We start from the raw sequence: 25,082 nt of genomic DNA, 5'->3' as shown, positions 1-25,082 counted from the left end.
TCAACTGTAATTCATCGCGCAAGCCTGATCTATGCAGTTTGGAGGAACTCTTGAATAAAAGGCTCTTTGTTAAGGGTAACGAAGCGGTCTGTATCGGCGCAATTGCCGCTGGTTGCCGTTATTACTTCGGCTATCCGATCACGCCTCAAAATGAAATTCCCGAATACATGTCCCGAGAATTACCCGGGCTAGGAGGCACATTTTTGCAGGCTGAGAGTGAAGTAGCCGCTATCAATATGGTGCTGGGCGCCTCAGCGGCCGGAGCTCGGGTGATGACCTCTTCATCGGGACCTGGCATTTCTCTTAAAGCTGAAGGCCTGTCTTATATGGCTGGCAGCGAATTGCCAGCCGTTATTGTAAATATGATGCGATGCGGACCTGGCCTTGGCGGTATCGATGCATCCCAAGCCGATTACTTTCAGGCCGTTAAGGGTGGAGGCCACGGCGGATACCACATGATTGTATTGGCTCCTGATTCAATTCAGGAATTATATGATCTTGCTATGGTCGCCTTCGATCTTGCCGATCAATATCGTATGCCGGCAATGATTCTTGGCGATGCCATGATCGGCCAAATGAAAGAAGCCCTGATTCCGCACGATTATAAACCTTTGGGCGAATTGCCGAACAAGGATTGGTGCGTAACCGGTAAGAGGGGACGCGAAAAGGGCAATACCGTCAAGTCCCTTTATTTGGCGGATGGCGCTCTTGAAGCTCACAATTGGCGGTTGCATGGTCGCTATCAGGACTTGAAGGACCAGCAGGTGCGTTGCGAAACGATCGGCATCGAAGATGCAGAATTGATTCTTACCGCATTCGGCAGTACGGCGCGTATAGCGAAGACGGCGGTTAGCATGGCACGCCAAGCCGGGCTGAAGGTTGGCCTGATTCGTCCCATCACCCTGTTTCCCTTCCCGGAACAGATTTTCCGACAAGCTACCGAACGTTGCAACCGAGTCCTTTGTGTTGAACTCAACAACGGCCAGATGGTTGAAGATGTTCGGCTGTCCGTCGATCGCCAGGCTGATGTTCGTTTTTACGGCCGGCCCGGTGGTACCGGTTCGCTGCCGACCCCGGAAGAGCTTTTCGAACAGTTGCAAAAGCACTATAAGGACTGACTATGACCGACAGTATGATTACGGTATTTGAACGTCCCCGCTCCCTTAAACCAGTGTCCAGTCATTTCTGCCCCGGTTGTCATCACGGCACGGTTCACCGACTGGTAGCTAGAGCTCTTGACCGACTTGAGCTGCAACAACAGACCATCGGCATTGCATCTGTCGGTTGTAGTGTTTTGCTTTACGAATATTTTGACATCGATGTCGTTGAATCTCCCCATGGGCGTGCACCTGCCGTGGCCACAGGGGTTAAGAGAGTCCACCCCGATAGTATTGTTTTTACTTATCAGGGTGACGGAGATCTGGCGGCAATCGGTACCGCCGAGATCATCCATGCTGCCAATCGTGGGGAAAACATTACTGTTATTTTTGTTAACAACACGACCTATGGCATGACCGGCGGACAAATGGCACCAACTAGCTTGGGTGGACAGGTGACGACCACAACACCTTACGGTCGTGATCTTGAAAAAGATGGTAATCCTATCCGTATGGCAGAAATGATGGCATTGCTCGACGGCACTCATTTTTCCGCACGAGTGGCGGTTGACGCTCCAAAACGGGTTGCGCAGGCCGGCAGGGTAATTCAAAAAGCCTTCGAAATGCAGAAGAATGGTGCCGGCTTTACTTTTGTTGAGGTTTTAGCTGCTTGCCCAACCAACTGGGGGCTCTCCGCCCTTGACGCGAACGAGCGAATCAGCCAGGAAATGATGCCTTGTTTTCCCCTCGGCACCTTTAAGGATTTGAGCGCTTCTCAAGGCTAAGCTTCGATAATAGGACTCTTTGCATGGACAACAATCAAATGAATGAAGATGTCTTTATGGCTGGCTTCGGCGGTCAGGGCATATTGCTTATTGGGAATTTGCTGGCATATGCTGCTATCGAAGCTGGAAAAAACGCTTCCTTTTTTCCAGCCTATGGCCCCGAAAAGCGGGGTGGGGCAGCTATGTGCAGTGTAATTGTCGCCGATCAAGATATCGGTTCGCCAGTGGTTGGAGAGCCAGGCAATGTCTTGCTGCTGAATCAAAACTCGATGGAAAAGTATTTTCCCAGGGTTCGTTCCGGAGGACTTTGCCTGTACAACAGTTCCTTGATTGATGCCAGCGACTATCAGCGCAGTGATATTAATGTTTTGGCTATCCCTGCCAACGAGATTGCGACTGAGGTCGGAAATGTCAAATTGGCTAATATGGTGATGCTGGGAGCGCTGCTGGCCCTCAATCCAATGGTGTCGCTCGAGAGCATTAAACAGGCTCTTGACATTATTATCCCTGAGCGAAATAAGCGTTTTATTCCTGCTAACTTGCAGGCTCTCGACCGCGGCTACGATTTTGCCAAGGCATAGTTGCTAAAAAGGTTAAGCCGCATGACCCAAGTCGAGTTTGTTAAGCTTAAACGACCGGAAAAGGCCAGGCACTTATGTGAGTTGGCCGAACATTTTTTTAATAGCGGGAATAAAATACTCATTACGGTAAGCGATGAAAACCAGGCTGTAACCCTGGATCGCTTCATGTGGACCTGGCACAAAGGTTCGTTTATTCCCCATGCTTATAATAATGGTGCCGTCGATTGTCTTGATGAACCTATTATTATTGAGCTCGGCGAACGTAATCCCCATGGGGCCGAAATCCTTATCATGGGACAACCCTGCAGTTTTGAATTTATGGGCCATTTTCGTCATGTGGTCGATTTTGCGGAAGTTTACGATCAGGATTTAGCCAGCCAAGCGCGCCAGAGATATGCCAGTTACAGGGAGGCCGGTTTTGCCGTGGCCATGCGTTAACCAGGGTGGCCCAGGCAGTCAGATCTGCCTTGTTGCTAACCCGATACTTGAAAAAGAATTGGCCCTGCCGTCGGAATCGGTCAGGGCCTTGACTTTTTGGCAGGCACGAAACGGCCAAATTGTTACTTTGGTTGCTCCCGGCGAACGCTATTTTCGAGGCCGCTTGACGGAGGTGTCTGATTCTTCCGCAAAGGTGGTGCCTTTTGTCGAACTGCCTTTTCCGGTTGAAAGTCCTCTGTCGATTACAGTCTTTCAGGCCCTGCCGGAAAAGGAGCGGTTTGAGCTCATTTTGCAAAAGCTCACGGAAATCGGCGTGCACCGTATAGTCCCCTTTCAAAGCACACGTTCAACAACCCTCTCCGAGCGAGAAATGGCCCAAAAAAAAGCCCATCGCTGGCCGTCAATTTTGCTCAAGGCATCCTTACAATGCCGTAGAGCGATGATTCCTGAACTGGCCCCGGTAGTCGACTGGACTCATGTTCTGGAAGAAATCTCGGCTTCTCAAGAAGCCCTGCTGTTTTACGAAAGACAGGAGGGACAAGGTGTCGGGTCGATTTTACGGCAACGACAGCTGAATAGCCTGGCCTTGATAATTGGTCCCGAGGGCGGTTTTTGTAATAATGAAGTTCTTTTGGCGCAAAAAAAAGGGGCGAGGGTCGCGTCTCTTGGGCCGCGTATTTTTCGAACCGAAACGGCGGCAATTGTTGCCGCAACTGTTTGCCAGATGGTCTCTGGCGATCTGGATACTGATGTAAAAACGAATAATTACACCGGATAGATAAAGTAGTTTATGAATATTGATAACATTAGTGTTGTATTGGTTGAGCCGCAAGGTCCCCTGAATATTGGATCAGTATGTCGTGCCATGATGAATTTTGGTTTCAGTGATCTGAGATTGGTTAATCCCAGGGCCGATCATTTATGTGACGAAGCGCGGAGAATGGCCGTAAAGGCTGGTGGCTTGCTTGAAGGGGGCCGTATGTTTTCCAGTTTGGGTGAAGCTTTGCAAGATTGCCATCTTGCACTCGCAACAACGCGGCGTTTTGGAAAGTATCGCGAAGATTTTCTTCATCCCGATCAGGCAGCCAGCTATCTCTTGCCCTGGTCCGAGAAGGGAAGGGTGGCTCTTGTGTTCGGCCGGGAAGACAAGGGCCTTACCACGGACGAGCTGGATCTTTGCCAAAGGTTGATCACTATTCCGACCAGCGACCAATTGCCATCTATGAACCTGGCCCAATCGGTTGTTTTATGTCTTTACGAAATTAGCAAAGCCCGGGCCGCATCGGAATTGAAATCGGGAGGCCGCAAAAAACTTGCTACGAACAAGGTTCTTGAGAGCATGTACCGACACATGCGAAGCACTCTATGTGATATTGGGTTTTTGGATGAGCAAAACCCGGATCATATTTTGCGCAGCTTAAGGCGGATCTTTGGTCGTGCCGGACTTAATGATCGTGAAGTTCGTATTTTAAGAGGCCTGTGGAGTCGTCTTGATTGGCTGGAGCGAGAGCGGATCAAGGGGGCGACTAAACAAAAATGAGCCAGGTTATTACGAATCTGAAGATAGAATCGTTGGCCTACGGAGGAAACGGTCTGGGATATCACGACGGCAAAGTGATTTTCGTGCCGCAGACGTCTCCCGGAGACCGGGTAAACTGTCGCGTGGTGAAGTCGAAAAAACGTTTTGCTGAAGCGCGTCTTGAGAAGGTCCTGGAACCCTCTGTCGAGCGCTGTCCTTCAGCCTGTCCGGTATTCGGTCTGTGCGGAGGTTGTCAGTGGCAACATATGCCTTATGCGACCCAGATCCACTGGAAGGAACGGATTTTTTCTGACCTTCTTCAACGTCAGGCCGTGATCGACAAAAGAAGTATTCGATCCTTGGTGGCCGCTCCCGAGCCTTGGCACTATCGCAGTCGGGCTCAACTGAAGTTGCAGATCAAGGGCCAACAACTGGCCATGGGGTTTTTTCGTCGGGGCAGCCATGCCGTGATAGACCACCAGCAGTGTCCGATTCTCGACCCGCGCCTTAATCAGGCTGCCACCGTGTTTCGCAGGCTGTTGAGCGGAGTTCATCACAGCCGGCATATGCCCCAATTGGACCTGGGAATAGGTGATGATGATCAGGTGCGGGCTGTGTTGCACTATCTAGGCACCGAATCAGGCTCTGTAACTGAGTTTCTACGGACTCGCATCGCTGGCGCGGGTATTGCTCTGTATTTGCAGGGCGGTCGTCAGGCGAAACCGCAATCGATTTGCGGAGATGAGGATCTCTTTATTCAGGTCGGCGAACCGCCCTTGAGGTTGGCCTATGGTCCCGGGGGCTTTGCTCAAGTTAATCTTGAGCAGAATCGAGCCTTGGTACAAACCGTCACTGCTGCCGTTCAGGAATGCGGCGCGATGAGGGTGCTCGATCTCTATTGCGGCATGGGCAATCTGTCTCTGCCGGTTGCACGCCAAGTCGACCAAGTTGTCGGGGTCGAAGACTTTGCTCCCGCTATTGCCAAGGCCCGTGCAAACGCAAGGCGTAATGATATCCATAATGCATCGTTTCACCATCTTTCCGCTGGCGGTGCCATAGGGCAATTGGCCAAGGATTCGGGGTTTGATCTCGTCATGCTTGATCCGCCCCGAAGCGGTGCCTTTGAGGTGGTTGAGGATTTACTTTCCTTGCAGCCTCGGCATATTCTTTATGTTTCCTGCGAACCGCCGACTCTGGTCCGGGATCTGCAACCCTTGTTGCGGGGTGGATATAGTGTGGAGTGGAGCAGGGCGTTCGATTTCTTCCCTCAGACTCACCATATTGAAAGTGTAACCTTGTTGCACAGAAAATGATTCCGACCCTTAAGGCTACTGCCTTCAGATGCTTTTATCTGTGGTGGCTCGCATGGATTGCTGATCAATAGCACCGAGACTCAATCTTTAGGAGGCTGCTATGCACAGGAATTTCTTTCTTGTCCTTGTGTTTATGCTGACGGCTGTTAGCTGTTCTCCAGCGACAAGACAAACTCCCACGCACCACCTTTCGATCGACGAGCATTTGCAGCTGGCTCTGGTTCTGCCGAGTCCACGCTGGCAGCTCAGTGAAGAACCTCCCGACTTTCTCGCACAAAAAATGACCGATCACCTGCGTCAGGAGGTCTCGGCCTTTGCGCCAGACATTGAAGTTAAGCAACTGTTGTCGCTTGCTCAAAAACGATTGGCGGTTAACGAAGGGTATGTTTTCAACAAGCACAGCGGTGCCTTGCTGATGATCGACTTCAGTTTGCGGAGGGAGGGCAAGGGAGGCCCGGCCCTGTCCGAGTTGCAGGCCTCCGCGTCTGGTGCTTTGCTGGCGCTGGAAAATGAAGAGGGGGTGGCCGACCTCGAGAGCCATATCGGATCTTTGGCAATCAATGGTGGTTCCAGGGCAGGTAAGATGGAAGCCAATTATTCTCTTGATGGAAAACCCCAATTATTCATGGGGTCGTTGGCTTTAGGGCACCGTATCGATTCTACCTGTACTATAATGATCCACTCCGTGACCCGCAGGATAAAGTCGAAATGAATCAAATTTTGAAAACTTTACAACTGATCTACGAGTCGCCGCAAAAGTGATTGTTGTCGGCGTAAAATGTTCTTGCAGATGCTTGTTCTTTATGGTACTTAAGAGAGATAATTATTGTTCACTAAAAAGTGGGCTTGCAGCTCACTTTTTCTATTTCGGGGCTTGGTGTTTATGTCAGGAAAGGCCATCATCGATAGAATAACGGAGCTTGTTGAGCCGGTTCTTGATGAAAAAGGGTTTGAGCTGGTCTTGCTCGAATATCGGCGGGAAGGGCGCGACATGGTTTTGAGGCTCTATGTTGACAAGGAGGGGGGAATCACTCTGGACAACTGTGCCGAAATCAGTCGTGAAGTCAGTGTTTTGCTCGAGGTGGAAGATCCGATAACTTGCGCCTACCGTCTTGAGGTCTCCTCTCCGGGCATAGACCGCCCTTTGACAAAGGCTGCCGATTACGAACGCTTTCGCACGCGCTTGGCCAAGATTAAGATGTCCGTCAAGTGCGATCCCGATCAGAGAGGGCATCAACGTAAAACCTTTGTCGGCAAGCTGCTTGGTTTGCGCGATGGAATGGTTTTGCTGGAGCAGACGGACAAGAAGGGCGGTCTCGTTGAGTTGCCTTTGAGCGATATTGAGCACGCGAACTTAGAAATAGACTTATAGAACTTTGCGATCGCTATTCCCAGTCGCGAACAAATATATGAAAATTAGGGGGATATAGATAAAATGCTTGAAAATCTCAATCACATTATTGATCAGGTCGTTAAGGATAAAGGGATCGATCGAGCCGTTTTGGTCGAAGCGCTTGAGTCCGCGGTCTTGTCTGCAGCTAATAAAAAATTTCGTAATACCCGTGATCTCGAAGCTCATTTCAACGATGAATTGGGTGAAGTGGAGATTTTTGAGTTTGTCACTGTGGTCGATGAAGTGCTTGACTCTTATAAAGAGATTGACCTCGATGAAGCAAGAGAGATTGATCCGGATGTTCAGGCCGGTGATTCCCTCGGCATGAAGATGGACGCCGGCAGCTTCAGTCGAATTGCCGCTCAGACTGCTAAGCAGGTCATTATTCAAAAGGTGCGGGAAGCAGAACGAGAGAAAGTCTTTAACGAGTTCAAGGATCGGGTTGGTGAACTGGTCAATGGTATCGTCCGTCGCTATGAACGAGGCGACCTCATTGTGGACCTAGGCATGTCTGAAGGGCTTCTTCCGCACCGTGAACAGGTGCCTCGGGAAAATTACCGTCAGGGCGACCGGGTTCGCGTATATATCTCAGAAGTTAAGATGGCGACCAAGGGACCGCAAATCATTTTGTCGCGCAGTCATCCCAACCTGGTAGCCGCGCTGTTTCACTTTGAAGTACCGGAGATTTCCGAGGGGATTGTCGAGATCAAGGCTGTTGCACGCGAAGCCGGCAGTCGCACCAAAATTGCTGTCTCGTCCTACGACTCCGACGTAGATCCTGTTGGGGCTTGTGTCGGTATGCGTGGATCGCGCGTACAAAATGTCGTTTCGGAACTGCGTGGCGAAAAGATCGATATTATCCCCTGGACCATGGATGTGGGACGATTTGCCTGTTCGGCGCTTTCACCTGCGGAGGTAACTCGTATCTACGTCGACAATGAAATGCAGTCCCTCGAAGTCATTGTGCCGGACGATCAGCTTTCCTTGGCAATTGGGAAAAAAGGACAGAATGTTCGGCTTGCTGCCAAGTTGACCGGCTGGAATATCGATATCAAGAGCGAAACCCGGGCCGCAGAAGCCGCCATGGAAGAATTCGCTGGGGAAACCTCTGGAAAGGGTGAAGGACAAGGTGAGGCTGATACAGCTGAAGAGGTCTCGATAGAGACCGGAGATGCTGCAACGGTCGAAACCGCCAAGCCTTTGGAGTCTGAGCCTGAAGGCGAGACTCCTGCAGAAGATACTCTGCAAGAGGATGATTCAGCTTCCAATGATGAAACCGTCGTTGACGAGGAGCGGAGTCAGGATTGAGTAAAGGGAGTCGCCAAGTGCCTCAACGCAGCTGTATTGCTTGTCGTAAGGTTCTTGACCAGTCAATTTTGGTGCGGTATGTTCTCTCCCCGCAGGGGGAGGTCTTGGTTGATTACGGACAAAAATTACCCGGCCGGGGCGGATATACCTGCTGCGACATCACTTGCCTGGAAACAGCGGTTAAGCGCAGCCAGTTTAAACGTATTTTTACCGGGCTGTCTGTTGCCCCTACTTGCCAGGGCCTGAAAGAGGATTTAGTCAGGCAAGTCAGGCAGCGCATTGCAAATCTGGTGGGGATGGCCCGAAAGTCGGGAGTGGTCGTGTCCGGCAGCCGTTTGGTTATGACCGAACTGGGACGTGATTCAGGACTGTCTTTAGTTCTGCTGAGTGAAGACTTGTCCGCAACTATTGCCAGTAAGGTGAAATCAATAGCAGAAAGTCGTGGGGTCCCTTGCTATGTCATTTTTGACAAAGGCTATTTGGGACAGTTGATGGGCAAGGGGGAGCGAAGCGTTGTGGCGCTAAGTTCTAGCCCGCTTGCGGAGACAATAAATGATGAAATTTTAAGATACAAGCAGATTGCGGGAGAGGCCTGATGGGTGACAAAATGCGAGTTTACGAATTAGCGCAAAAGCTGGGATTGGACAATAAGGTACTGCTGGAGCGCCTTAAGACTGCTGGGATTGAAGCCAAAAATCACTTAAGCGTTTTAGACGCAGCAGCTCTTCAAGCTTTTGAGGGTGGTAATGCCCCTGTTGAAGCTTCAGAAGAGAAGGTGGTTGAGGAAAAAATTGAGGAACAACGGATTAATCCCGGAATCATCAGACGTCGTCGCAAGGAAGTTCCCAAGGCTGATGAAGTGCCTGCTGATGAGCCGGTCGCTGCCGAGCCAGAATCCGTTGACACAGGTGAAGAAGCAGTCGCGCCCATCGAAAAGACCGACATGGTAGAGAAAGCTGCGCCGGCGGCAGAACCAGTTGCCGAGGCTCCGGTTCCCGCAGAGGAAGATACTGCTGTTTCTGAGGAAGCCTCAAGCGAGGTAGAAACAAAAGAACCCGTTGCTGAGGTTAAGGCGGAACCGGAGGCAAAGGCCCCACCCGCACCCCAAGTTTCGGAAGAGGTTGAAAAGCCCAAAGTTACCGAAAAATCTGAAAAGGAAGAAAAGGAAGAAAAGCCCAAAGCTGCGGCTGTGCAGGAGGCAACGGCCTCCCAGGCGAAGATTCTTGGCCGTGTCGAACTTTCCCAATTGGCGCCGGCTAAGAAAGCCACACCTGCTAAGCCGAGTCGTCCTCGTCCCGCTCGCGGCAATGGTTCTCCACGTCCTCAGGAAAGGCCTACTCAGGTTGTGCCGCCCGAAGTGCTTGTCCAGGAAGAAACTTCCCGGGCTGGCAAAAAGAAAAAGGGCAAGGGTTCCGGCCCACGCGAGAACGATTTGCGTGACGGTGGCCGGGGTCGCCGGCCGAAAAGAGAGATTTTTGAGCCTGATCGTGATCGCCGTCCCCGCAGGGGAAAAAAGGGTGCTAAGCCTGTACAAAAAACAGAGGTGACCACTTCTAAGGCCATCAAGCGAATTATTCGAATTAGCGATGTCATAACGGTTGGTGAACTTGCCAAGCGTATGGGGATAAAAGCCAACGACCTGATCAAGGAATTGATGCGTCAGGGCAGTATGGTGACCATCAATCATCCTTTGGATTATGAAACTGCGGCATTGCTGGCCACTGAATTCAACCACGAAGTCGAAAACGTCGCTTTTGACGAGGATATCATTCTGGAGGACGTTGGCATTGAGTCCGATGCCTCGGAGGATTCAAGCAATCTGCAGACCAGGCCGCCGGTGGTCACCATCATGGGACATGTTGACCATGGTAAAACCAGCCTCCTGGATGCTATCCGCACCACCGATGTCACTGCTGGCGAGGCTGGAGGCATCACTCAGCATATCGGGGCTTACGATGTTGAGCTGGATGGCCGCAAAATTACTTTTCTTGACACCCCTGGCCATGAGGCCTTTACCGCCATGCGCGCCCGTGGGGCCGAGGCTACAGATATAGTAGTTCTGGTGGTGGCAGCCGATGATGGCGTGATGCCTCAAACCAAAGAGGCGATTAACCACTCCAAGGCCGCCGGCGTCCCAATTATCGTGGCTGTTAATAAGATAGACAAGCCTGGCGCCGATCCCAACCGGGTCAAGCAGGAACTGACAGAGTTTGAAATGGTACCCGAGGATTGGGGTGGCGACACGATCTTTGTCGAGGTTTCCGCCAAGGAACACACCAACCTCGAATCCCTGCTGGAAATGATACTGCTGCAGGCTGAAGTTCTGGAGCTCCAGGCTAACCCAATTAAACGGGCCAAGGGGATTATCGTCGAAGCGCGCCTTGATAAAGGGCGAGGACCGGTAGCTACGGTTCTGGTTCAGGAAGGTACTTTGCGTATCGGTGATCCTATCGTTTCCGGAGTTAACTTTGGTCGCGTTCGTACCATGACCGATGATCGTGGTTGCCAGCTTGAAGAAGCTGGCCCTTCTTGCCCTGTGGAAGTTACAGGGCTGTCGGGTACGCCTGATGCCGGCGAACCATTCCATGCCGTAGAAAACGAGAAAGCGGCTAAGGACGTCGCCGGTCACAGGCAACGGAAATTGCGCGAAGCCGAGCTGGCCAGTTCTAGCAAGATTTCTCTTGATCAGCTTTATGCCCGTCTCCAGGAAGGTGATGTCAAGGAACTTAAGGTTATTATTAAGGGCGATGTTCAAGGCTCCGTTGAAGCGGTCAAAGATACTTTGGGCAAGCTCTCTACGGACGCATGTCGCCTGGTGGTAATTCACAGCGCTGTCGGTGGCATTATCGAGAGTGACGTGTCTCTGGCGGCGGCTTCTGATGCCATTATTCTTGGGTTTAATGTTCGTCCCGAGCCCAAAGCTAATGCTCAGGCCGACTTGGACGGTGTCGATATTCGTCTTTACAATATTATCTACGATGCTGTTGAAGATATCCGAAACGCCATGGAAGGCCTGTTGGCCCCGATCTTCAAAGAGAAGGAACTCGGTCGCGTTGAGGTTCGTGAGACCTTCCATGTGTCCAAGGTTGGCACGATCGCCGGTTGCTACGTTACCGACGGTAAAATAGTTCGAGGGGCCCAGGTACGACTTGTTCGTGACAATATCGTTGTTTGGGAAGGCAAAATGAGCTCCCTGAAGCGATTCAAGGACGATGTCAAAGAAGTCACCAACGGTTATGAGTGTGGTATCAGCCTCGAGAACTACAACGACATCAAAGTCGGTGATGTTATTGAAGCCTTTGAAATGGAAGCGACCAAGGCGACCCTTTGATCCTGGGGTAGGTTATGATTGTCGGAGTTTTGCGTCTTGAACTGGTGGTGCCTGACACCACCAGTCTCAAGGGAAAACGCTCGGTAGTCAAAAAGATACTTGGGCGCTGCCGAACCCGTTTCCCCGTTTCCTGCGCCGAAACGGGTTTACAGGATTTCAGACAAAGTACTCAACTGGGTTTCGCTGTAGTTGCGGGCACTGAAGCATCAGCTCATAGTTTATTTGAAAATATAGAAAACGAAATTGAACAGATCGGTTTGGCTGAGATTGTTGATCGATTTGTTGAATTTCTTCATTACTCATAGAGGTGTCCTTGCGGTCTCAACGATCCCAACGAGTTGGGGAACAGATTCAAAAAGAAATATCGGCCCTTTTGCTAAAAGGTTTAAAGGATCCCAGGGTCGGATTTGTCACGATTACTGAAGTTAAGGTTACTTCCGATCTGGGTTTGGCCCGTATCTATTTCACCGTTATGGGTGAGGAGAAGGTTCGGCGAGAAACAACTCAGGGGCTTACCAGTGCCAGCGCTTATCTTCGGAGAGAATTGGGCAAAAGGCTCAGGTTGCGGCATGTACCGGAATTGATCTTTGAATTTGATTCTGCTCTTGAATACGGCAATCGTATCGAGTCGCTTTTGCAAGAAATCAAACAGAAGGAAGAACATGATTGATGCCATTCTGAGCACCATCGACCGCGGCCAGCGATTTTTGGTTGCTGCTCATGGCAACCCGGATGGTGATGCTCTTGCCTCGACCATGGCATTGGCTAATGCTTTGCTGGAAATGGGCAAAGAAGTTGTGGCCTATAACCAGGACGGAATGTCTGCCGAACTAGCTTTCTTGCCCGGCGCTTCAATGGTCGTTGACAGTTTAGAGGCGAACGAAAGCTTTGACGCCGGTTTTATCCTTGATAGCGGTGAATTACGTCGCGCCGGAAGCCACCTTAAAGATCATTGTAAGTCATTGGTCAACATCGACCATCATCCTCATTCAGAAAATTTCGGCAGTATTTATTATGTGGACGAGAGTGCTTGTGCCACCGGTGCCTTGATCTATCGCATTTTGAAAAAGGCCGGGCACAGCCTGTCATTGCCGGTGGCGACTTGCATCTATACGGCTATACTCACTGATACGGGCTCTTTTCGTTATTCCAATGCCAATCCTGAAGCCTTTGAAATTGCTTCCGAACTGGTTTCTCTTGGAGTTTCTCCCTGGGACGTTTCCGCGAATATTTATGAAAATCGGCCAGAAAAGCAACTTCGTCTCCTGACCGCAGCGCTTAAAACTATGATCATCTCCGATTGTGGGCGACTTGGCGCCGTGAGCGTCACCGAACAGATGCTGGCTGAAACAGGTACAGGACCGGAACATACCGACGGACTGATTAATTACCCACGGTCTATTCAGGGCGTGAAGGTTGCACTCCTTTTCCGCCAGACCGATAAAGACTGTTTTAAGGTCGGATTTCGATCTAAGGGCGAAGTTAATGTCGGTGATCTGGCCCGCCAATTAGGCGGTGGCGGTCACCATAATGCCGCTGGTGCCACCCTGAACGGTGATCTGACTTCGATCCAGGATATGGTTTTTAGCCGCCTGCAGAACCTTCTGCCCTGACCCATGAATGGAGTTTTGATTGTAGATAAACCCGCTGGGATGACTTCCCATGATGTCGTTCGGCGGCTTCGGCGAATTTGTCAAACTCGACGGGTAGGACATTCAGGCACTCTCGACCCGATGGCTACCGGTTTAATGTTGGTGGCAGTAGGGGAGGGGACACGTGTAGTACAATTTCTGGTCGAGGGTGACAAAACTTATCAGGCGACGCTACAGTTTGGTTGCGAAACCACTACCCAGGATGCAGAAGGTGAAATCACCCTTCAGTGTCCTGTTGATCACCTTGAAGACACTGCCGTTTTACAGGCCTGTCAGGAAATGGTCGGTGAAATACAACAGATTCCACCTATGTATTCTGCGATTAAGATCAAAGGGGTTGCGCTCCACCGTTTAGCTCGTCAGGGGATAGAGATTGAAAGGCCGGCCCGGTCTGTACATATCCATCGAATCACAGTTAATGATTTGGCGTTGCCGAGTCTCTCTTTTGAGGTAGAATGCAGCAAAGGGACATATATTCGAACCCTCTGCCATGACCTTGGCCGCAAGCTGAACACCGCTGCTCATCTTAGCTCTTTGCGCCGCATTCGAAGCGGGTCTTTTGACATTAAGGAAGCAGTGACTCTCGATTGGCTGGAACAGGCCAGTTCAAAAGATATCAGCGGAAAATTTCTTTCTTTGGCGTCTGCCTTGCGTGATTACCCCGCATGCGAGGTTAACGAAGAAGGGTGTAAGAAGCTTCGCCACGGTATACCGCCACTGTTAGAGCATTTAGCCGTCGAGCCTGAATTTGATGAAGGACAGAAGGTGCTTTTGACTTCGAAGGGCCAAGCTTTGGCAATGGCTCATTTTGCTCCTTCACGGAGCAAAGAAAAACGTGGCGATTTTGAGTTGTTAAGAGTCTTCAGTGGTGGTTAATAGGTCTTTACACTGCCTGACTTCTATGGTAAAAGTTGAAAGTTTTTAGGCGTATTCGCGCCCTTATCGAAAAGAACCGAGTGTGAAAGGAGATGGCACAGTGCTGGCCACAGAACGCAAACAGGAAATTATCAATGAGTTTAAGCGCCATGAAGGCGATACCGGATCTCCAGAAGTACAGATTGCGCTGCTTTCGGAGCGCATCACTTATCTGACCGATCATTTTCGGACCCACAAGAAGGACCATCATTCTCGTCGCGGCCTGTTGAAGATCGTCGGACAGAGACGTAGACTGCTCGACTATCTGAAAAAGATCGAAGTTGAGCGTTATCGCGCCATTATCAAAGCCCTGGGAATTCGCAGGTAAAATCACAGGCAGCACGCCCTTCGCCGCAGCGTAGGGTCTGCTGCCTGAGTTTTTGGTACAGCTCGGGAGGCTGTCCGGAGAGAGGGATCGGTTTGGTTTGCCGTTTGGCAGGACCGACTCCTGTCTCAGGCCAACCTCCTTTGGCTGTTTTATGCTTAGAAAAAAAATAGCGACTGCGGGCGCAAGTTCCAAACAAAAGGAGAAAAAATTGGCTTATCACAAAGTAGAAATTGAGTTCAACGGCCAACCGTTGACCATCGAGACCGGCAAGATGGCCCGTCAAGCAGACGGTGCTACGGTTATTACCTATGGCGGCACAAAAATACTCTGCACCGCCGTCTCTGCCAAAAAAATGAAGGAAGGTCAGGGCTTTTTCCCTCTGGTGGTCAACTACCAGGAAAAGTTCTATGCCGGCGGTAAGATCCCCGGTTCCTTCTTCCGTCGTGAAAGAGGGGCAACTGAAAGGGAAACCTTGATTTGTCGCCTTATCGACCGTCCGTTGCGGCCGCTCTTTCCTAAGGGTTATATGTTTGAAACCCAGATTATGCCGACGGTTATCTCTGTCGACATGGAGAATGATCCGGATACCCTGGCTCTCGTCGGTTGCTCAGCGGCTCTTGAAGTTTCCGACATTCCATTTGATGGCCCCATTGCCTCGGTACGGGTAGGCCGGGTTGAAGGTCAGCTGGTTGCCAACCCTACCATTGAACAGCGCGAAGCCAGCGATTTGGATCTGACCGTTGCAGGCTCCCGTGAAGCGATCATCATGGTTGAAGGGGAATCCGAATTTCTCAGTGAAGATGAAATCCTTGAGGCCATTTTCTTTGGTCATGAGGCCATGCAGCCGCTGATCGAAGTGCAATCTGAATTGCGCAAGATTGCCGGTAAAGAGAAAAGAGAGTTCTCTGTTCCTGAAACTGACGAAGCTCTGGCAGGGCAGGTTGCCGCTTTAGCGGAGACGCGCTTGCTTGAAGCTGTCAAGATTCAGAGCAAACAAGACCGTTATGCAGCGGTTGGAGAAATCAAGGAAGAAGTCGTCGCTGAATTGGTTGATGAGGAAGGCACCAATAAGGAAGAGATCAGCGAGATCTTTTCCGCTATGCAGAAACGAGTTGTGCGGCAGATGATTATTCGCGATCAAATTCGTATCGATGGTCGTGACTTTAAAACTGTTCGTCCAATTAGTAGCGAAGTCGGTCTGCTGCCCCGTGCTCATGGTAGTGCCCTCTTTACCCGTGGCGAAACCCAGGCCTTGGTAGCAGCAGCCCTCGGTACCAGCAAAGATGAGCAGCGCATGGACAATGTCCAGTCAATGGACTTCAAAAAGTTCATGTTGCACTATAACTTTCCTCCTTTCTGCGTTGGTGAAACCAGCATGCGCCTTTTTCCCGGCCGTCGCGAAATTGGCCATGGCATGCTTGCCGAACGTTCTATTTCCAAGATCCTGCCCGTTCATGACGATTTCCCGTACACCATTCGGGTTGTCTCCGAAACGCTTGAATCCAACGGCTCTTCTTCCATGGCCAGTGTTTGTGGCGCTACCCTGGCATTGATGGATGCTGGCGTTCCTGTGACGAAAGCTGTGGCCGGTATTGCCATGGGTCTGATCAAAGAAGGTGATGATGTTGCGGTTTTGAGCGACATCCTCGGTGATGAAGACCATCTCGGCGATATGGACTTTAAAGTGACCGGCGCGGCTGAAGGTGTTACCGCACTGCAGATGGATATCAAGATTGGCGGCGTCAACAAAGAGATCATGAAGCAGGCCCTCGAGCAGGCTCGTGAAGGCCGTATTCACATTCTTGGCAAAATGGCTGAAGCTATCAGCGTTCCGCGAGAAGAGCTGTCACCATACGCTCCGCGCATTACTACAATTCAGGTTAAACCCGATCAGGTACGTACCGTTATCGGTTCCGGCGGTAAAAACGTTCGTGGAATTATCGAAGCCACTGGTTGCGCTATCGATATCGAAGATGATGGTCGGATCAACATTGCTTCTGCCGATGGCGATGCTTGCAAGATGGCGATCAAAATGATTCGCGACCTGACCCAGGAAGCGGAAAAAGGCAAACTTTATATGGGCACCGTTAGAAAGATTATGGAGTTTGGTGCTTTTGTCGAAATTTTCCCAGGAACCGACGGCCTGGTTCATATTTCTGAGTTGGATAAGGAGCGGGTACGCAACGTTACCGATATCCTGAAAGAGGGCGATCAGGTTCTGGTTAAGTGCCTGGACATTGACCGTCAGGGTAAAATTAAGCTGTCCCGTAAAGAAGCGTTGGGACAGACCCTGCCAGAAGAAGGCTGATAGCGGCTAGGGAATGTATCAAAAGACTGTTCTCGATAATGGTATTCGCATACTGACCGAAAAGATCCCTTCGGCATATTCTGCCGCTTTGGGTTTTTGGGTCGAGAATGGGGCACGACATGAATCGAGGGCGCTGAATGGTGCGTCGCACTTCATTGAACATTTACTGTTCAAGGGAACCCGGCGCCGCAGCGCCCTCGATATTGCTAAAGAAATTGATTCGGTCGGTGGCGCACTGAACGCTTTTACCAGCCATGAATTGAGTTGTTATTTTGCTAAAGTGGCTGGCGATAAGCTGCCCTTAGCCATCGATCTGCTTTCCGACATTCTTTGCCATTCTCTATTTGATCTTGACGAAATTGAAAAAGAGCGTCGAGTCATTCTGCAAGAGATCCACATGGTCGAGGATAGTCCCGACGAACGAATTCACGAACTTTTTGCTCAAAAATTCTGGCCCGATCATTCCCTTGGCCGACCCATCCTTGGCACACCTCAAAGCGTTTCGTCCCTTGACCGTTCGACTTTGCTGGATTTTTTTGCCAAGCAGTATTCCGGCAAAAATCTAATTATTTCTGCCGCCGGTGATCTTGACCATCAGCAAGTGGTAGATCATGTCGCCAAAGCCCTTGGTGATTTGCCGTCCGGAAGTAAGACCCAGGTTGTTCCGCCGATCAATTTGCCTTTACGCCAGGTTAATATCCTCAAGAAAAAACTTGAACAGGTTCATCTTTGTCTTGGTACGGCAGGATTACCACAAGGACATCGTTTGCGCTATGTCGGTCAAATTCTCAATGCCATCCTTGGTGGCAGCATCAGTTCGCGTCTTTTTCAAAAACTTCGTGAAGAACGAGGTATGGCCTATTCTGTTTATTCATATCTAAATGCTCATTTAGATTGTGGTACCCTGATCGTGCATGCCGGAGTTTCGCCTGACGATGCAGGTCATGCTATTGGCGTTATACTGCGGGAACTGAATCTTTTTAAAAATCAAATTGTCTCTCCTGATGAGTTGCAAGCAGCCAAGGATCAACTGAAGGGGCAGTTTATGCTGTCCATGGAAAGCACCGATAACCGTATGACACGGTTGGCAAAAAATGAAGTTTATTTGGGGAAAGTATTGGATCCCGAAGAGATTCTGATAAATATCGACAAGGTTAATGCTGAGGATATTCAGCGGCTTGCAAAAAATCTATTTCAAGATAAGGGTCTGGTGCTGCAAATGGTCGGGGATCTGACCAATGATGCCTTCCCATTAATGGATCTGACTCTTGGTTGATAGCCGCTTCCTGTAGAAAGGGTAAGGATGAGTATGGTCGATGTCCAAGTAAAATTATTGCGCGACACTGCGCAATTGCCCGTGTATATGACAGAATTGGCTGCAGGCATGGATCTATTCGCCTGTCTTGAAGAAAGCCAGCAATTGCTTCCAGGTCAACGGTGTTTGATCCCGACCGGCATTGCCTTGGCCATACCCGCAGGTTACGAAGGGCAGGTGCGGCCGCGTTCCGGGTTGGCGATAAAAAAGGGCCTGAGTCTTGTCAACGCACCAGGTACTATCGATGCCGATTACCGTGGAGAGATCAAGGTTGTGATGATCAACCATGGCCAAGAACCGGTGACGATAGCTTGCGGCGACAGAATAGCTCAGTTGATCATTACACCGGTACATCAAGCCTCCCTGACTTTAGTTGACGAACTGGATACAACCGCTCGTGAGGCTGGAGGTTTTGGGCATACCGGTTAAATACAAGATTGTTGCCCCGGGTATGCTAATATCTTTATAAACAGTTCGAAACTCGTAGATCCTATTTTCTTTGGGGAGGCCCAACATGATCCTTGCACTCAATCCTGAAAATCCTCAACAACGTTTGGTTAATCGTGTGGTTGAGTGTCTGAAACAGGGGGGGGTAATCGCCTATCCTACAGACACCATTTACGGTCTGGGTTGCGATATCTTCAATAAAAAAGGGGTCAAAAAGATATATCAGATTAAACAGCGGGACCCGAGAAAACCGTTTTCATTTATCTGTGCTGATCTTTCCGATGTCTCAAACTACGCTCAAGTGAGTAACTTTGCTTTTAAAATAATGAAACGTTATCTTCCTGGGCCTTTTACCTTCGTCCTGGAAGCCACTCGAGTTGTACCCGATGTGCTGACTACCCGGCAAAAAACAGTTGGCATTCGCATCCCCGACAACCCCATTGCCTTGTCTATTGTGCGGGAACTGGGTCATCCCATAGTGACCACCAGTGTTAATATTTCCGGCGAAGAGAGCCACTGTGATCCTGTAATAATTAATCAGCAGGTTGGTAAACAATTGGATATGGTCGTCGATGGGGGGAATCTGCTTGGTGAGCAATCGACCGTTATCAGTCTCATTGATGATAAGGTGGAAGTGTTGCGGCAGGGCAGTGGCGACACTTCCTGGATTCATCAACTTTGACGGTCCTCAACCGACCAGTTGCATCTGGTTAATCTCGTCTCAAGCAATACCTTATCCTTAAAATAACCCGGCATGAATCGGATTTTTGGATTGTGCCGGCTCTTTGAAGTTGGAAGAGAGTCATTTTGCTGCCGGACTTTATAAATCAACCATTGTTATTCGGCCTGATTGGCGGTCTTGGCCTCTTATTGTTCGGCATGAAAATCATGTCGGAGGCACTACAGAAGATAGCCGGAGATCGTCTGCGCAGGGGGCTTTCCTCTTTAACTAACAACCGTCTGTTGGGCGTCCTCACCGGCGCTTCTGTAACCGCTATCGTACAATCGTCCAACGCTACCGCAGTGATGGTGGTAGGGTTCGTTAATGCCGGGCTCATGTCCATTGCCCAGGCGCTCGGGGTTTTGCTCGGGGCCAATATCGGCACCACTGTAACCGCTCAGTTGCTGGCCTTCAATATAGGCCATTTTGCCTTGCCGGCTATTGGTATCGGTACCGGCCTTAAGCTGTTCTGTTCCAATAAGCGTTGGTCCCTATTTGGCGAAGTTGTGCTAGGCTTCGGCATTTTGTTTTTTGGTTTCACTATCATGAAAGGAACTTTTGTCCCGATTAAGGACAATGCTTCTTTTCACGATTTTTTACTTTTGGTCAGCCAACATCAGATCTTTGCTGTGGCCCTCGGCGCCTTACTAACCGTTCTGATTCAAAGCAGTAGCGCTACTATTGGGCTAACCCTGGTGCTCGCGGGGAATGGTCTTCTTCCCTTCGATTTATGTATTGCCCTGATTCTCGGTGAAAATATCGGTACTGCATGCAGTGCTAATATTGCAGCCCTTAATACCAACCTTGCCGCACGTCGTACCGCATTGGCTCATTTGCTCTTCAACCTGATCGGTGTGGCCTATGTTTTACTGCTTTTTCCCTATTTCCTCCATTTAGTCGACTTACTCACTCCAGGTGATCCCGATTTCGTTCTCAATACCCCCCAGCTCGCTGCTCAGTTTGACGCTGCAATAGGCGATAAGCCCTTTATTGCGCGTCATATCGCCAACAGTCATACCCTATTCAACATGGTCAATGCCTTGGTTTTTTTGCCTTTGCTTAGTTTGGTGGCCCGATTCACGACTTTATTGATGAAAGGTCGCTTAACTACACAATCATTTCATTTGCAATATCTCGACAACAGGGTTCTCAATACGCCGATTCTTGCTCTTAGTCAGGCTCAGCTCGAAACCAAACGCATGGCGCACTTAAGTCTGGCAGTATTCGATAAAACCTTGGACCTTTTGCCTGGATACAGCGAAGAAAAGATCAGGCATTTAAGCCGGGAAGAGGGTTCCATGGATATGCTGCAACGGGAGATTACAGATTTTCTGGTCAATTTATCCCAGCAATCGATAACTCGAGAGGCTTCCAGGCAAGCCGCCGGACTGATGCATATTGTTAATGATCTGGAAAGGCTCGGGGATCATTGCGAAAATCTACAACACCTTCTGGTGACCAGAATCGATCGGCAAATCGAATTTTCCGAAGCAGCTATAGAAGAACTCGACGACCTTGTTTCACATACTAGAAATTTTTTACTCCTGACCATCAACGCTATCGATAGTGAATCGAAAATTCAAAACAGGGAAGGGGAGCAACATGCTTCTGCTATTTTTGATCTCGAGTTAGAATTACGAAATAATCATATTCAGCGCCTGAGTACCGGCGAATGCAATACTGCACAAGGTCTGTTGTTTATCGATATTTTACATCATGTCGCCAAGGTTGGAGAACATGTTGGAAATATCACTCGCGGTCTTGGCGAGACTTAATTGGGCTTTAACAACAGCCTCCTTTTGCATATCCTACGATTGACAGCCCCCTGATATTTCACTATAGTCAAATGCCGTTTTACTGAGCCTATTGCTGGCTGATGTCAATCTTGCCGGCACCTATTCTAAGGATGATACTTATATGGAACGTGCTATTTTGTCAGGTAATGAAGCAATCGCTCGCGGAGCCTATGAAGCCGGCGTTAAAGTCGCTTCGGCTTATCCAGGGACCCCGAGTACAGAGATTCTCGAAAATGTGGTGCAATATCCCACCATCGACGCCTCTTGGGCTCCTAACGAAAAAGTGGCCCTGGAGGTCGGGATTGGTGCCTCTTTTGGCGGTGGACGAGCTTTGGTCGCGATGAAGCATGTTGGGGTTAATGTCGCTGCTGACCCCTTATTCACTCTTTCATATACCGGTGTCAGAGGTGGTCTGGTCCTGGCCGTAGCTGATGATCCCGAGTTGCATTCGTCACAGAATGAGCAGGACAGCCGTAACTATGCAAAATTTGCCAAAATCCCCATGTTCGAGCCGGCGGATAGTCAGGAAGCTCTGACTTATACTCGCCTTGCTCTGGAAACCAGTGAGCAATTTGATACACCGATTATGTTGCGCACAACCACCCGCATCTCTCACTCTAAATCGGTGGTTACTCTGCAAGACCCGGTAACCGGTCTGCCCGAGCCCGGCCTTGAAAAAGATCCCGCCAAATTTGTCATGTTGCCCAGCAATGCGCGTAAACGGCATCCTCTTGTCGAAGACCGCATTACCCGGCTAGAAGAGTGGGCTTGTCAGCAGCCCTTTAATCGGGTTGAAAAGGTCGGTGGTAAAATCGGGGTGATCACTGCCGGCGTAAGCTACCAATATGCCAGGGAGGCTTTGCCGGATGCTGACATTCTTAAGCTGGGCATGGTTTATCCGCTTCCCAAGCAGTTAATCCGTGACTTTGCCGCCCAATACGACACCCTCTATGTCATTGAAGAACTCGACCCTTTCATTGAAGAGCAGGTCCGTGCCATGGGGATCGAAGTTGTGGGCAAGGACCTTTTTTCCATTTGTGGAGAATTGACCCCTGGTCGAGTCGCTAAAAGCCTCTCCGGTAAAGATGAACAACCTTTTTTCAGCCACAGCGAGACTCTGCCGAACCGTCCGCCGAGTATGTGCCCGGGGTGCCCGCATCGCAGTGTTTTTCATTCTCTTAACCGCCTGAAGGCATTTGTTACCGGCGATATTGGTTGCTATACCCTCGGTTTTATGGAGCCTCTGGCGGCTATGGACACCTGCATCTGCATGGGCGCCAGTATCGGCAATGCTACGGGATTGAGTAAACTGCTTTCCGGCGATGAGCAGCGGAAGGTGGTTGCCGTGATCGGTGACTCCACCTTTTTGCATACCGGTATCAATGGTTTGATGGATATGGTGTACAACAGTGCGGTCTCTACCGTGGTCATTCTTGATAATCGCATTACTGCCATGACCGGTCGTCAGGAGAACCCCTCATCAGGCTACACTCTGATGGGAGCGGACAGTTACCGGGTTGATCTGGAGCAACTCTGCAGAGCGGTTGGTGTTCAACACGTAAAGGTTGTTGATCCTTACGAGGTTGCCGCTACCCGTCAAGTTCTTAAAGAAGAAATGGAACGCCCTGAGGTCTCTGTCGTTATTGCCCGTCGGCCTTGCATGCTTGTCAAACGCGATCCGGTTGCGCGCAAGCCTGCCATGAAGGTCGATCTAGACCGCTGTACTGGTTGCCGGGCTTGTCTCAAGCTGGGTTGCCCGGCCATCGAATGGCGCACTACTGCTGACGGTAAGGGTGTGGCTCATATTAATAGTTTATTCTGTGTCGGCTGCGGTCTTTGCAACCAGGTTTGTAATGTCGACGCTATTGGAGATATCAATGAGTAATGAAGTGACCAATATTCTCATTTCCGGTGTAGGCGGCCAGGGCATCCTGCTGGCTAGTGAAGTCCTTTCAGAAGTACTCATGCTGGCCGGTTTTGACGTCAAAAAAAATGAAATCCACGGCATGTCTCAACGGGGTGGCAGTGTTGTTTCCCATATCCGTTACGGTAAGAAGGTGTATTCATCAATTATTCCCGAAGGGCAGGCTGATATGCTGCTCGGCTTTGAATTGCTTGAGACCTATCGTTACTTGCCGCTGGTTCGGAAGGGCGGGAGCGTTCTAGCCAACAACCTGCAGGTGTTTCCTGCTCCGGTTACCCTTGGCAAGGAGAGTTACCCTGTTGATATACCGGCAAAAATCAAGGCGGCTTTCCCTGACACCAAGCTCGTTGACGGGTTGCAGCTGGCTTCCGATGCCGGCAATCAGAGAACCGTGAATGTCGTGCTACTCGGAGCCTTGTCGAAGAATATCGATATTGACGACAGCTTCTGGCAGCAGACTTTACAAAAAATGGTTCCCGCTAAGTACCTGGAAGAAAACCTGAAGGCCTTCAGCTTGGGTCGCAATCTGTGACTTGGTAAATTGTTCGGTGCTGACACTGTTTATCTGGTCATAACCGAGTGTTATAGGATACAGCCATGATCTGGAATGATGAATTCGAAACGTTACCTCGCGAGGCTTTGGCTGCACTGCAGTTGAAACGTCTGCAACATACCCTGGAAAGGGTCTATGCCCGGGTTCCCTTTTATCGGGAATCTTTTGACAAGGCAGGGATTAAACCCGAGCAGATAAAGAGCCTGGAAGACCTGCAGCGTTTGCCCTTCACGCTTAAGCAGGACATGCGTGACAACTATCCTTACGGTTTGTTTGCCGTGCCGATGGAGCAGATTGTGCGTTTGCATGCTTCATCAGGCACGACCGGGAAGCCGACCGTTGTTGGTTATACTCGTCGCGATATCGATATGTGGTCCGAATTGATGGCTCGTTCATTTGCAGCTGCCGGTGTAGCCCGCGGAGATGTAATTCATAATGCCTACGGCTACGGTCTCTTTACGGGTGGTCTTGGAGCTCATTACGGAGCCGAAAAGCTCGGCGCTGCAGTCATTCCCATGTCCGGCGGCAACACCAAAAAGCAGATCATGATCATGCAGGATTTCGGTTCCACTGTCATTACCTGCACCCCTTCCTATAGCCTTTACCTTGCTGAAGCCGCTGCCGAGGAAGGTCTGGACATCCGTTCTTTTGCTCTCAAGGTTGGTATCCTTGGTGCCGAACCTTGGAGCGAATCGATACGCCAGGAAATCGAGCAAAAACTGAACATCAAGGCTATCGACATTTATGGCTTGTCGGAGATTCTCGGTCCCGGTGTGGCCATCGAATGCATCGAAGCTCAAAACGGCCTCCATATATGGGAAGACCATTTTATTGCCGAGATTATCAACCCGCAGACGGGAGAAGTATTAGCCGACGGCGAAGAAGGGGAGCTGGTGATCACTACCATCACCAAAGAAGGCATTCCCATGATTCGTTATCGCACCCGTGATATCACTCGGTTCATCAGCGAGCCCTGTGTTTGTGGCCGTAGCCATCGTCGCCTGCAACGCATGAGTGGGCGCAGCGACGATATGTTGATCATACGTGGGGTTAACGTTTTCCCGTCTCAAATCGAAAGTGTGTTAATGCAGGTCGAAGGTGTCGAACCTCACTACCAGCTAATCGTTAACCGTGAAGACAATCTCGACTCCCTCGAAGTTCAGGTCGAAGTCACTGAAGATCTTTTTTCCGATGAGATCCGTGTCATGCAGGGTTTGAGCGAGCGCATACGTCACGAGATCAAAAGTCTTCTCAACATCACCTGCAAGGTTCGCCTGGTGGAACCAAAATCGATAACCCGGAGCGAAGGAAAAGCCAAGAGGGTTATCGATCTGCGTAAAGGCTAGCAAGATTAAAAG

Annotated in this window: 25 protein-coding genes; all 25 read left to right on the top strand. The window is 50.1% G+C overall.

Features of this window, described 5'->3' with window-relative positions; all coding sequences use genetic code 11:
- Positions 1–50: 50 nt before the first annotated feature.
- The 25 genes from A7E78_RS03190 (at position 51) to A7E78_RS03070 (ending at position 25,070) form a co-directional block, all read left to right on the top strand.
- Entirely contained in the window at positions 51–1,118 is a 1,068-nt protein-coding gene (locus A7E78_RS03190) for a 3-methyl-2-oxobutanoate dehydrogenase subunit VorB (RefSeq protein ID WP_072282883.1), read from the top strand.
- A gap of 14 nt (positions 1,119–1,132) precedes the next feature.
- Positions 1,133–1,882, top strand: coding sequence for a thiamine pyrophosphate-dependent enzyme (locus A7E78_RS03185; protein ID WP_072285024.1), 750 nt, complete (start codon positions 1,133–1,135; stop codon positions 1,880–1,882).
- A gap of 38 nt (positions 1,883–1,920) precedes the next feature.
- Positions 1,921–2,463 (top strand): 2-oxoacid:acceptor oxidoreductase family protein, encoded by a 543-nt coding sequence (locus tag A7E78_RS03180; protein WP_072285023.1) that lies wholly within the window; start codon positions 1,921–1,923, stop codon positions 2,461–2,463.
- Between the two features lie 21 nt (positions 2,464–2,484).
- On the top strand, positions 2,485–2,901 hold the full coding sequence (locus A7E78_RS03175; protein WP_072282882.1) for a DNA polymerase III subunit chi: 417 nt from the start codon (positions 2,485–2,487) through the stop codon (positions 2,899–2,901).
- Positions 2,882–3,679 (top strand): RsmE family RNA methyltransferase, encoded by a 798-nt coding sequence (locus A7E78_RS03170; RefSeq protein WP_072282881.1) that lies wholly within the window; start codon positions 2,882–2,884, stop codon positions 3,677–3,679. Before A7E78_RS03175 ends, A7E78_RS03170 begins: the two co-directional genes overlap by 20 nt.
- 12 nt (positions 3,680–3,691) lie before the next feature.
- Complete coding sequence (locus A7E78_RS03165) at positions 3,692–4,441, top strand: RNA methyltransferase (protein ID WP_072282880.1); 750 nt, start codon at positions 3,692–3,694, stop codon at positions 4,439–4,441.
- Positions 4,438–5,733 carry a class I SAM-dependent RNA methyltransferase gene (locus tag A7E78_RS03160; RefSeq protein ID WP_072282879.1) on the top strand — a complete coding sequence of 432 codons (1,296 nt, stop codon included), beginning with the start codon at positions 4,438–4,440 and terminating at the stop codon, positions 5,731–5,733. The genes A7E78_RS03165 and A7E78_RS03160 overlap by 4 nt, the downstream gene beginning before the upstream one ends.
- A 100-nt stretch (positions 5,734–5,833) precedes the next feature.
- Positions 5,834–6,445 (top strand): hypothetical protein, encoded by a 612-nt coding sequence (locus A7E78_RS03155; protein ID WP_072282878.1) that lies wholly within the window; start codon positions 5,834–5,836, stop codon positions 6,443–6,445.
- Between the two features lie 171 nt (positions 6,446–6,616).
- Positions 6,617–7,105, top strand: coding sequence for an LSm family protein (locus A7E78_RS03150; RefSeq protein WP_072282877.1), 489 nt, complete (start codon positions 6,617–6,619; stop codon positions 7,103–7,105).
- A gap of 63 nt (positions 7,106–7,168) precedes the next feature.
- On the top strand, positions 7,169–8,434 hold the full coding sequence (gene nusA / locus A7E78_RS03145; protein WP_083552597.1) for a transcription termination factor NusA: 1,266 nt from the start codon (positions 7,169–7,171) through the stop codon (positions 8,432–8,434).
- A gap of 17 nt (positions 8,435–8,451) precedes the next feature.
- Positions 8,452–9,030: a DUF448 domain-containing protein gene (locus A7E78_RS03140; RefSeq protein WP_072282876.1), complete on the top strand. Its 579-nt coding sequence runs from the start codon at positions 8,452–8,454 to the stop codon at positions 9,028–9,030.
- Positions 9,030–11,765 (top strand): translation initiation factor IF-2, encoded by a 2,736-nt coding sequence (gene infB / locus A7E78_RS03135; protein WP_072282875.1) that lies wholly within the window; start codon positions 9,030–9,032, stop codon positions 11,763–11,765. Before A7E78_RS03140 ends, infB begins: the two co-directional genes overlap by 1 nt.
- A gap of 14 nt (positions 11,766–11,779) precedes the next feature.
- Positions 11,780–12,070 (top strand): DUF503 domain-containing protein, encoded by a 291-nt coding sequence (locus A7E78_RS03130; protein WP_072282874.1) that lies wholly within the window; start codon positions 11,780–11,782, stop codon positions 12,068–12,070.
- A gap of 8 nt (positions 12,071–12,078) precedes the next feature.
- Positions 12,079–12,435 carry a 30S ribosome-binding factor RbfA gene (rbfA, locus tag A7E78_RS03125; RefSeq protein WP_072282873.1) on the top strand — a complete coding sequence of 119 codons (357 nt, stop codon included), beginning with the start codon at positions 12,079–12,081 and terminating at the stop codon, positions 12,433–12,435.
- Positions 12,428–13,378: a DHH family phosphoesterase gene (locus A7E78_RS03120; RefSeq protein ID WP_072282872.1), complete on the top strand. Its 951-nt coding sequence runs from the start codon at positions 12,428–12,430 to the stop codon at positions 13,376–13,378. The genes rbfA and A7E78_RS03120 overlap by 8 nt, the downstream gene beginning before the upstream one ends.
- 3 nt (positions 13,379–13,381) lie before the next feature.
- Positions 13,382–14,293: a tRNA pseudouridine(55) synthase TruB gene (gene truB, locus A7E78_RS03115; protein WP_072282871.1), complete on the top strand. Its 912-nt coding sequence runs from the start codon at positions 13,382–13,384 to the stop codon at positions 14,291–14,293.
- Between the two features lie 100 nt (positions 14,294–14,393).
- Positions 14,394–14,660 (top strand): 30S ribosomal protein S15, encoded by a 267-nt coding sequence (gene rpsO, locus A7E78_RS03110; protein WP_072282870.1) that lies wholly within the window; start codon positions 14,394–14,396, stop codon positions 14,658–14,660.
- A gap of 151 nt (positions 14,661–14,811) precedes the next feature.
- Positions 14,812–16,968, top strand: a complete 2,157-nt coding sequence (gene pnp, locus A7E78_RS03105) for a polyribonucleotide nucleotidyltransferase (protein WP_083553184.1) — start codon at positions 14,812–14,814, stop codon at positions 16,966–16,968.
- Between the two features lie 13 nt (positions 16,969–16,981).
- The gene (locus A7E78_RS03100) at positions 16,982–18,244 is read left to right on the top strand and encodes a M16 family metallopeptidase (RefSeq protein WP_072282868.1); all 1,263 of its coding nucleotides are present in this window, start codon (positions 16,982–16,984) and stop codon (positions 18,242–18,244) included.
- Between the two features lie 27 nt (positions 18,245–18,271).
- On the top strand, positions 18,272–18,712 hold the full coding sequence (dut, locus tag A7E78_RS03095; RefSeq protein WP_072282867.1) for a dUTP diphosphatase: 441 nt from the start codon (positions 18,272–18,274) through the stop codon (positions 18,710–18,712).
- Between the two features lie 85 nt (positions 18,713–18,797).
- Positions 18,798–19,412 carry an L-threonylcarbamoyladenylate synthase gene (locus A7E78_RS03090; RefSeq protein WP_072282866.1) on the top strand — a complete coding sequence of 205 codons (615 nt, stop codon included), beginning with the start codon at positions 18,798–18,800 and terminating at the stop codon, positions 19,410–19,412.
- 125 nt (positions 19,413–19,537) lie between these two features.
- Positions 19,538–21,226, top strand: coding sequence for a Na/Pi cotransporter family protein (locus A7E78_RS03085; RefSeq protein WP_235606791.1), 1,689 nt, complete (start codon positions 19,538–19,540; stop codon positions 21,224–21,226).
- A gap of 142 nt (positions 21,227–21,368) precedes the next feature.
- The gene (gene iorA / locus A7E78_RS03080) at positions 21,369–23,132 is read left to right on the top strand and encodes an indolepyruvate ferredoxin oxidoreductase subunit alpha (protein WP_072282865.1); all 1,764 of its coding nucleotides are present in this window, start codon (positions 21,369–21,371) and stop codon (positions 23,130–23,132) included.
- On the top strand, positions 23,125–23,703 hold the full coding sequence (locus A7E78_RS03075) for an indolepyruvate oxidoreductase subunit beta (RefSeq protein WP_072282864.1): 579 nt from the start codon (positions 23,125–23,127) through the stop codon (positions 23,701–23,703). Before iorA ends, A7E78_RS03075 begins: the two co-directional genes overlap by 8 nt.
- Before the next feature lie 65 nt (positions 23,704–23,768).
- On the top strand, positions 23,769–25,070 hold the full coding sequence (locus A7E78_RS03070) for a phenylacetate--CoA ligase family protein (protein ID WP_072282863.1): 1,302 nt from the start codon (positions 23,769–23,771) through the stop codon (positions 25,068–25,070).
- Positions 25,071–25,082: the final 12 nt, after the last annotated feature.

Source organism: Syntrophotalea acetylenivorans (assembly GCF_001887775.1).
GTDB classification, from domain to species: domain Bacteria; phylum Desulfobacterota; class Desulfuromonadia; order Desulfuromonadales; family Syntrophotaleaceae; genus Syntrophotalea_A; species Syntrophotalea_A acetylenivorans.
This window is presented reverse-complemented; position numbering and strand designations above follow the sequence as displayed.

What these genes read in the sequence shown, in the direction of transcription:
- A7E78_RS03185 (WP_072285024.1), top strand. Translation starts at nt 1,133, where the DNA reads ATGATTACGGTATTTGAACGTCCCCGCTCCCTTAAACCAGTGTCCAGT.
- A7E78_RS03180 (WP_072285023.1), top strand. Translation starts at nt 1,921, where the DNA reads ATGAATGAAGATGTCTTTATGGCTGGCTTCGGCGGTCAGGGCATATTG.
- A7E78_RS03175 (WP_072282882.1), top strand. Translation starts at nt 2,485, where the DNA reads ATGACCCAAGTCGAGTTTGTTAAGCTTAAACGACCGGAAAAGGCCAGG.
- A7E78_RS03165 (WP_072282880.1), top strand. Translation starts at nt 3,692, where the DNA reads ATGAATATTGATAACATTAGTGTTGTATTGGTTGAGCCGCAAGGTCCC.
- A7E78_RS03160 (WP_072282879.1), top strand. Translation starts at nt 4,438, where the DNA reads ATGAGCCAGGTTATTACGAATCTGAAGATAGAATCGTTGGCCTACGGA.
- A7E78_RS03155 (WP_072282878.1), top strand. Translation starts at nt 5,834, where the DNA reads ATGCACAGGAATTTCTTTCTTGTCCTTGTGTTTATGCTGACGGCTGTT.
- A7E78_RS03150 (WP_072282877.1), top strand. Translation starts at nt 6,617, where the DNA reads ATGTCAGGAAAGGCCATCATCGATAGAATAACGGAGCTTGTTGAGCCG.
- nusA (WP_083552597.1), top strand. Translation starts at nt 7,169, where the DNA reads ATGCTTGAAAATCTCAATCACATTATTGATCAGGTCGTTAAGGATAAA.
- infB (WP_072282875.1), top strand. Translation starts at nt 9,030, where the DNA reads ATGGGTGACAAAATGCGAGTTTACGAATTAGCGCAAAAGCTGGGATTG.
- A7E78_RS03130 (WP_072282874.1), top strand. Translation starts at nt 11,780, where the DNA reads ATGATTGTCGGAGTTTTGCGTCTTGAACTGGTGGTGCCTGACACCACC.
- A7E78_RS03120 (WP_072282872.1), top strand. Translation starts at nt 12,428, where the DNA reads ATGATTGATGCCATTCTGAGCACCATCGACCGCGGCCAGCGATTTTTG.
- truB (WP_072282871.1), top strand. Translation starts at nt 13,382, where the DNA reads ATGAATGGAGTTTTGATTGTAGATAAACCCGCTGGGATGACTTCCCAT.
- pnp (WP_083553184.1), top strand. Translation starts at nt 14,812, where the DNA reads ATGCTTAGAAAAAAAATAGCGACTGCGGGCGCAAGTTCCAAACAAAAG.
- A7E78_RS03100 (WP_072282868.1), top strand. Translation starts at nt 16,982, where the DNA reads ATGTATCAAAAGACTGTTCTCGATAATGGTATTCGCATACTGACCGAA.
- dut (WP_072282867.1), top strand. Translation starts at nt 18,272, where the DNA reads ATGAGTATGGTCGATGTCCAAGTAAAATTATTGCGCGACACTGCGCAA.
- A7E78_RS03090 (WP_072282866.1), top strand. Translation starts at nt 18,798, where the DNA reads ATGATCCTTGCACTCAATCCTGAAAATCCTCAACAACGTTTGGTTAAT.
- iorA (WP_072282865.1), top strand. Translation starts at nt 21,369, where the DNA reads ATGGAACGTGCTATTTTGTCAGGTAATGAAGCAATCGCTCGCGGAGCC.
- A7E78_RS03075 (WP_072282864.1), top strand. Translation starts at nt 23,125, where the DNA reads ATGAGTAATGAAGTGACCAATATTCTCATTTCCGGTGTAGGCGGCCAG.
- A7E78_RS03070 (WP_072282863.1), top strand. Translation starts at nt 23,769, where the DNA reads ATGATCTGGAATGATGAATTCGAAACGTTACCTCGCGAGGCTTTGGCT.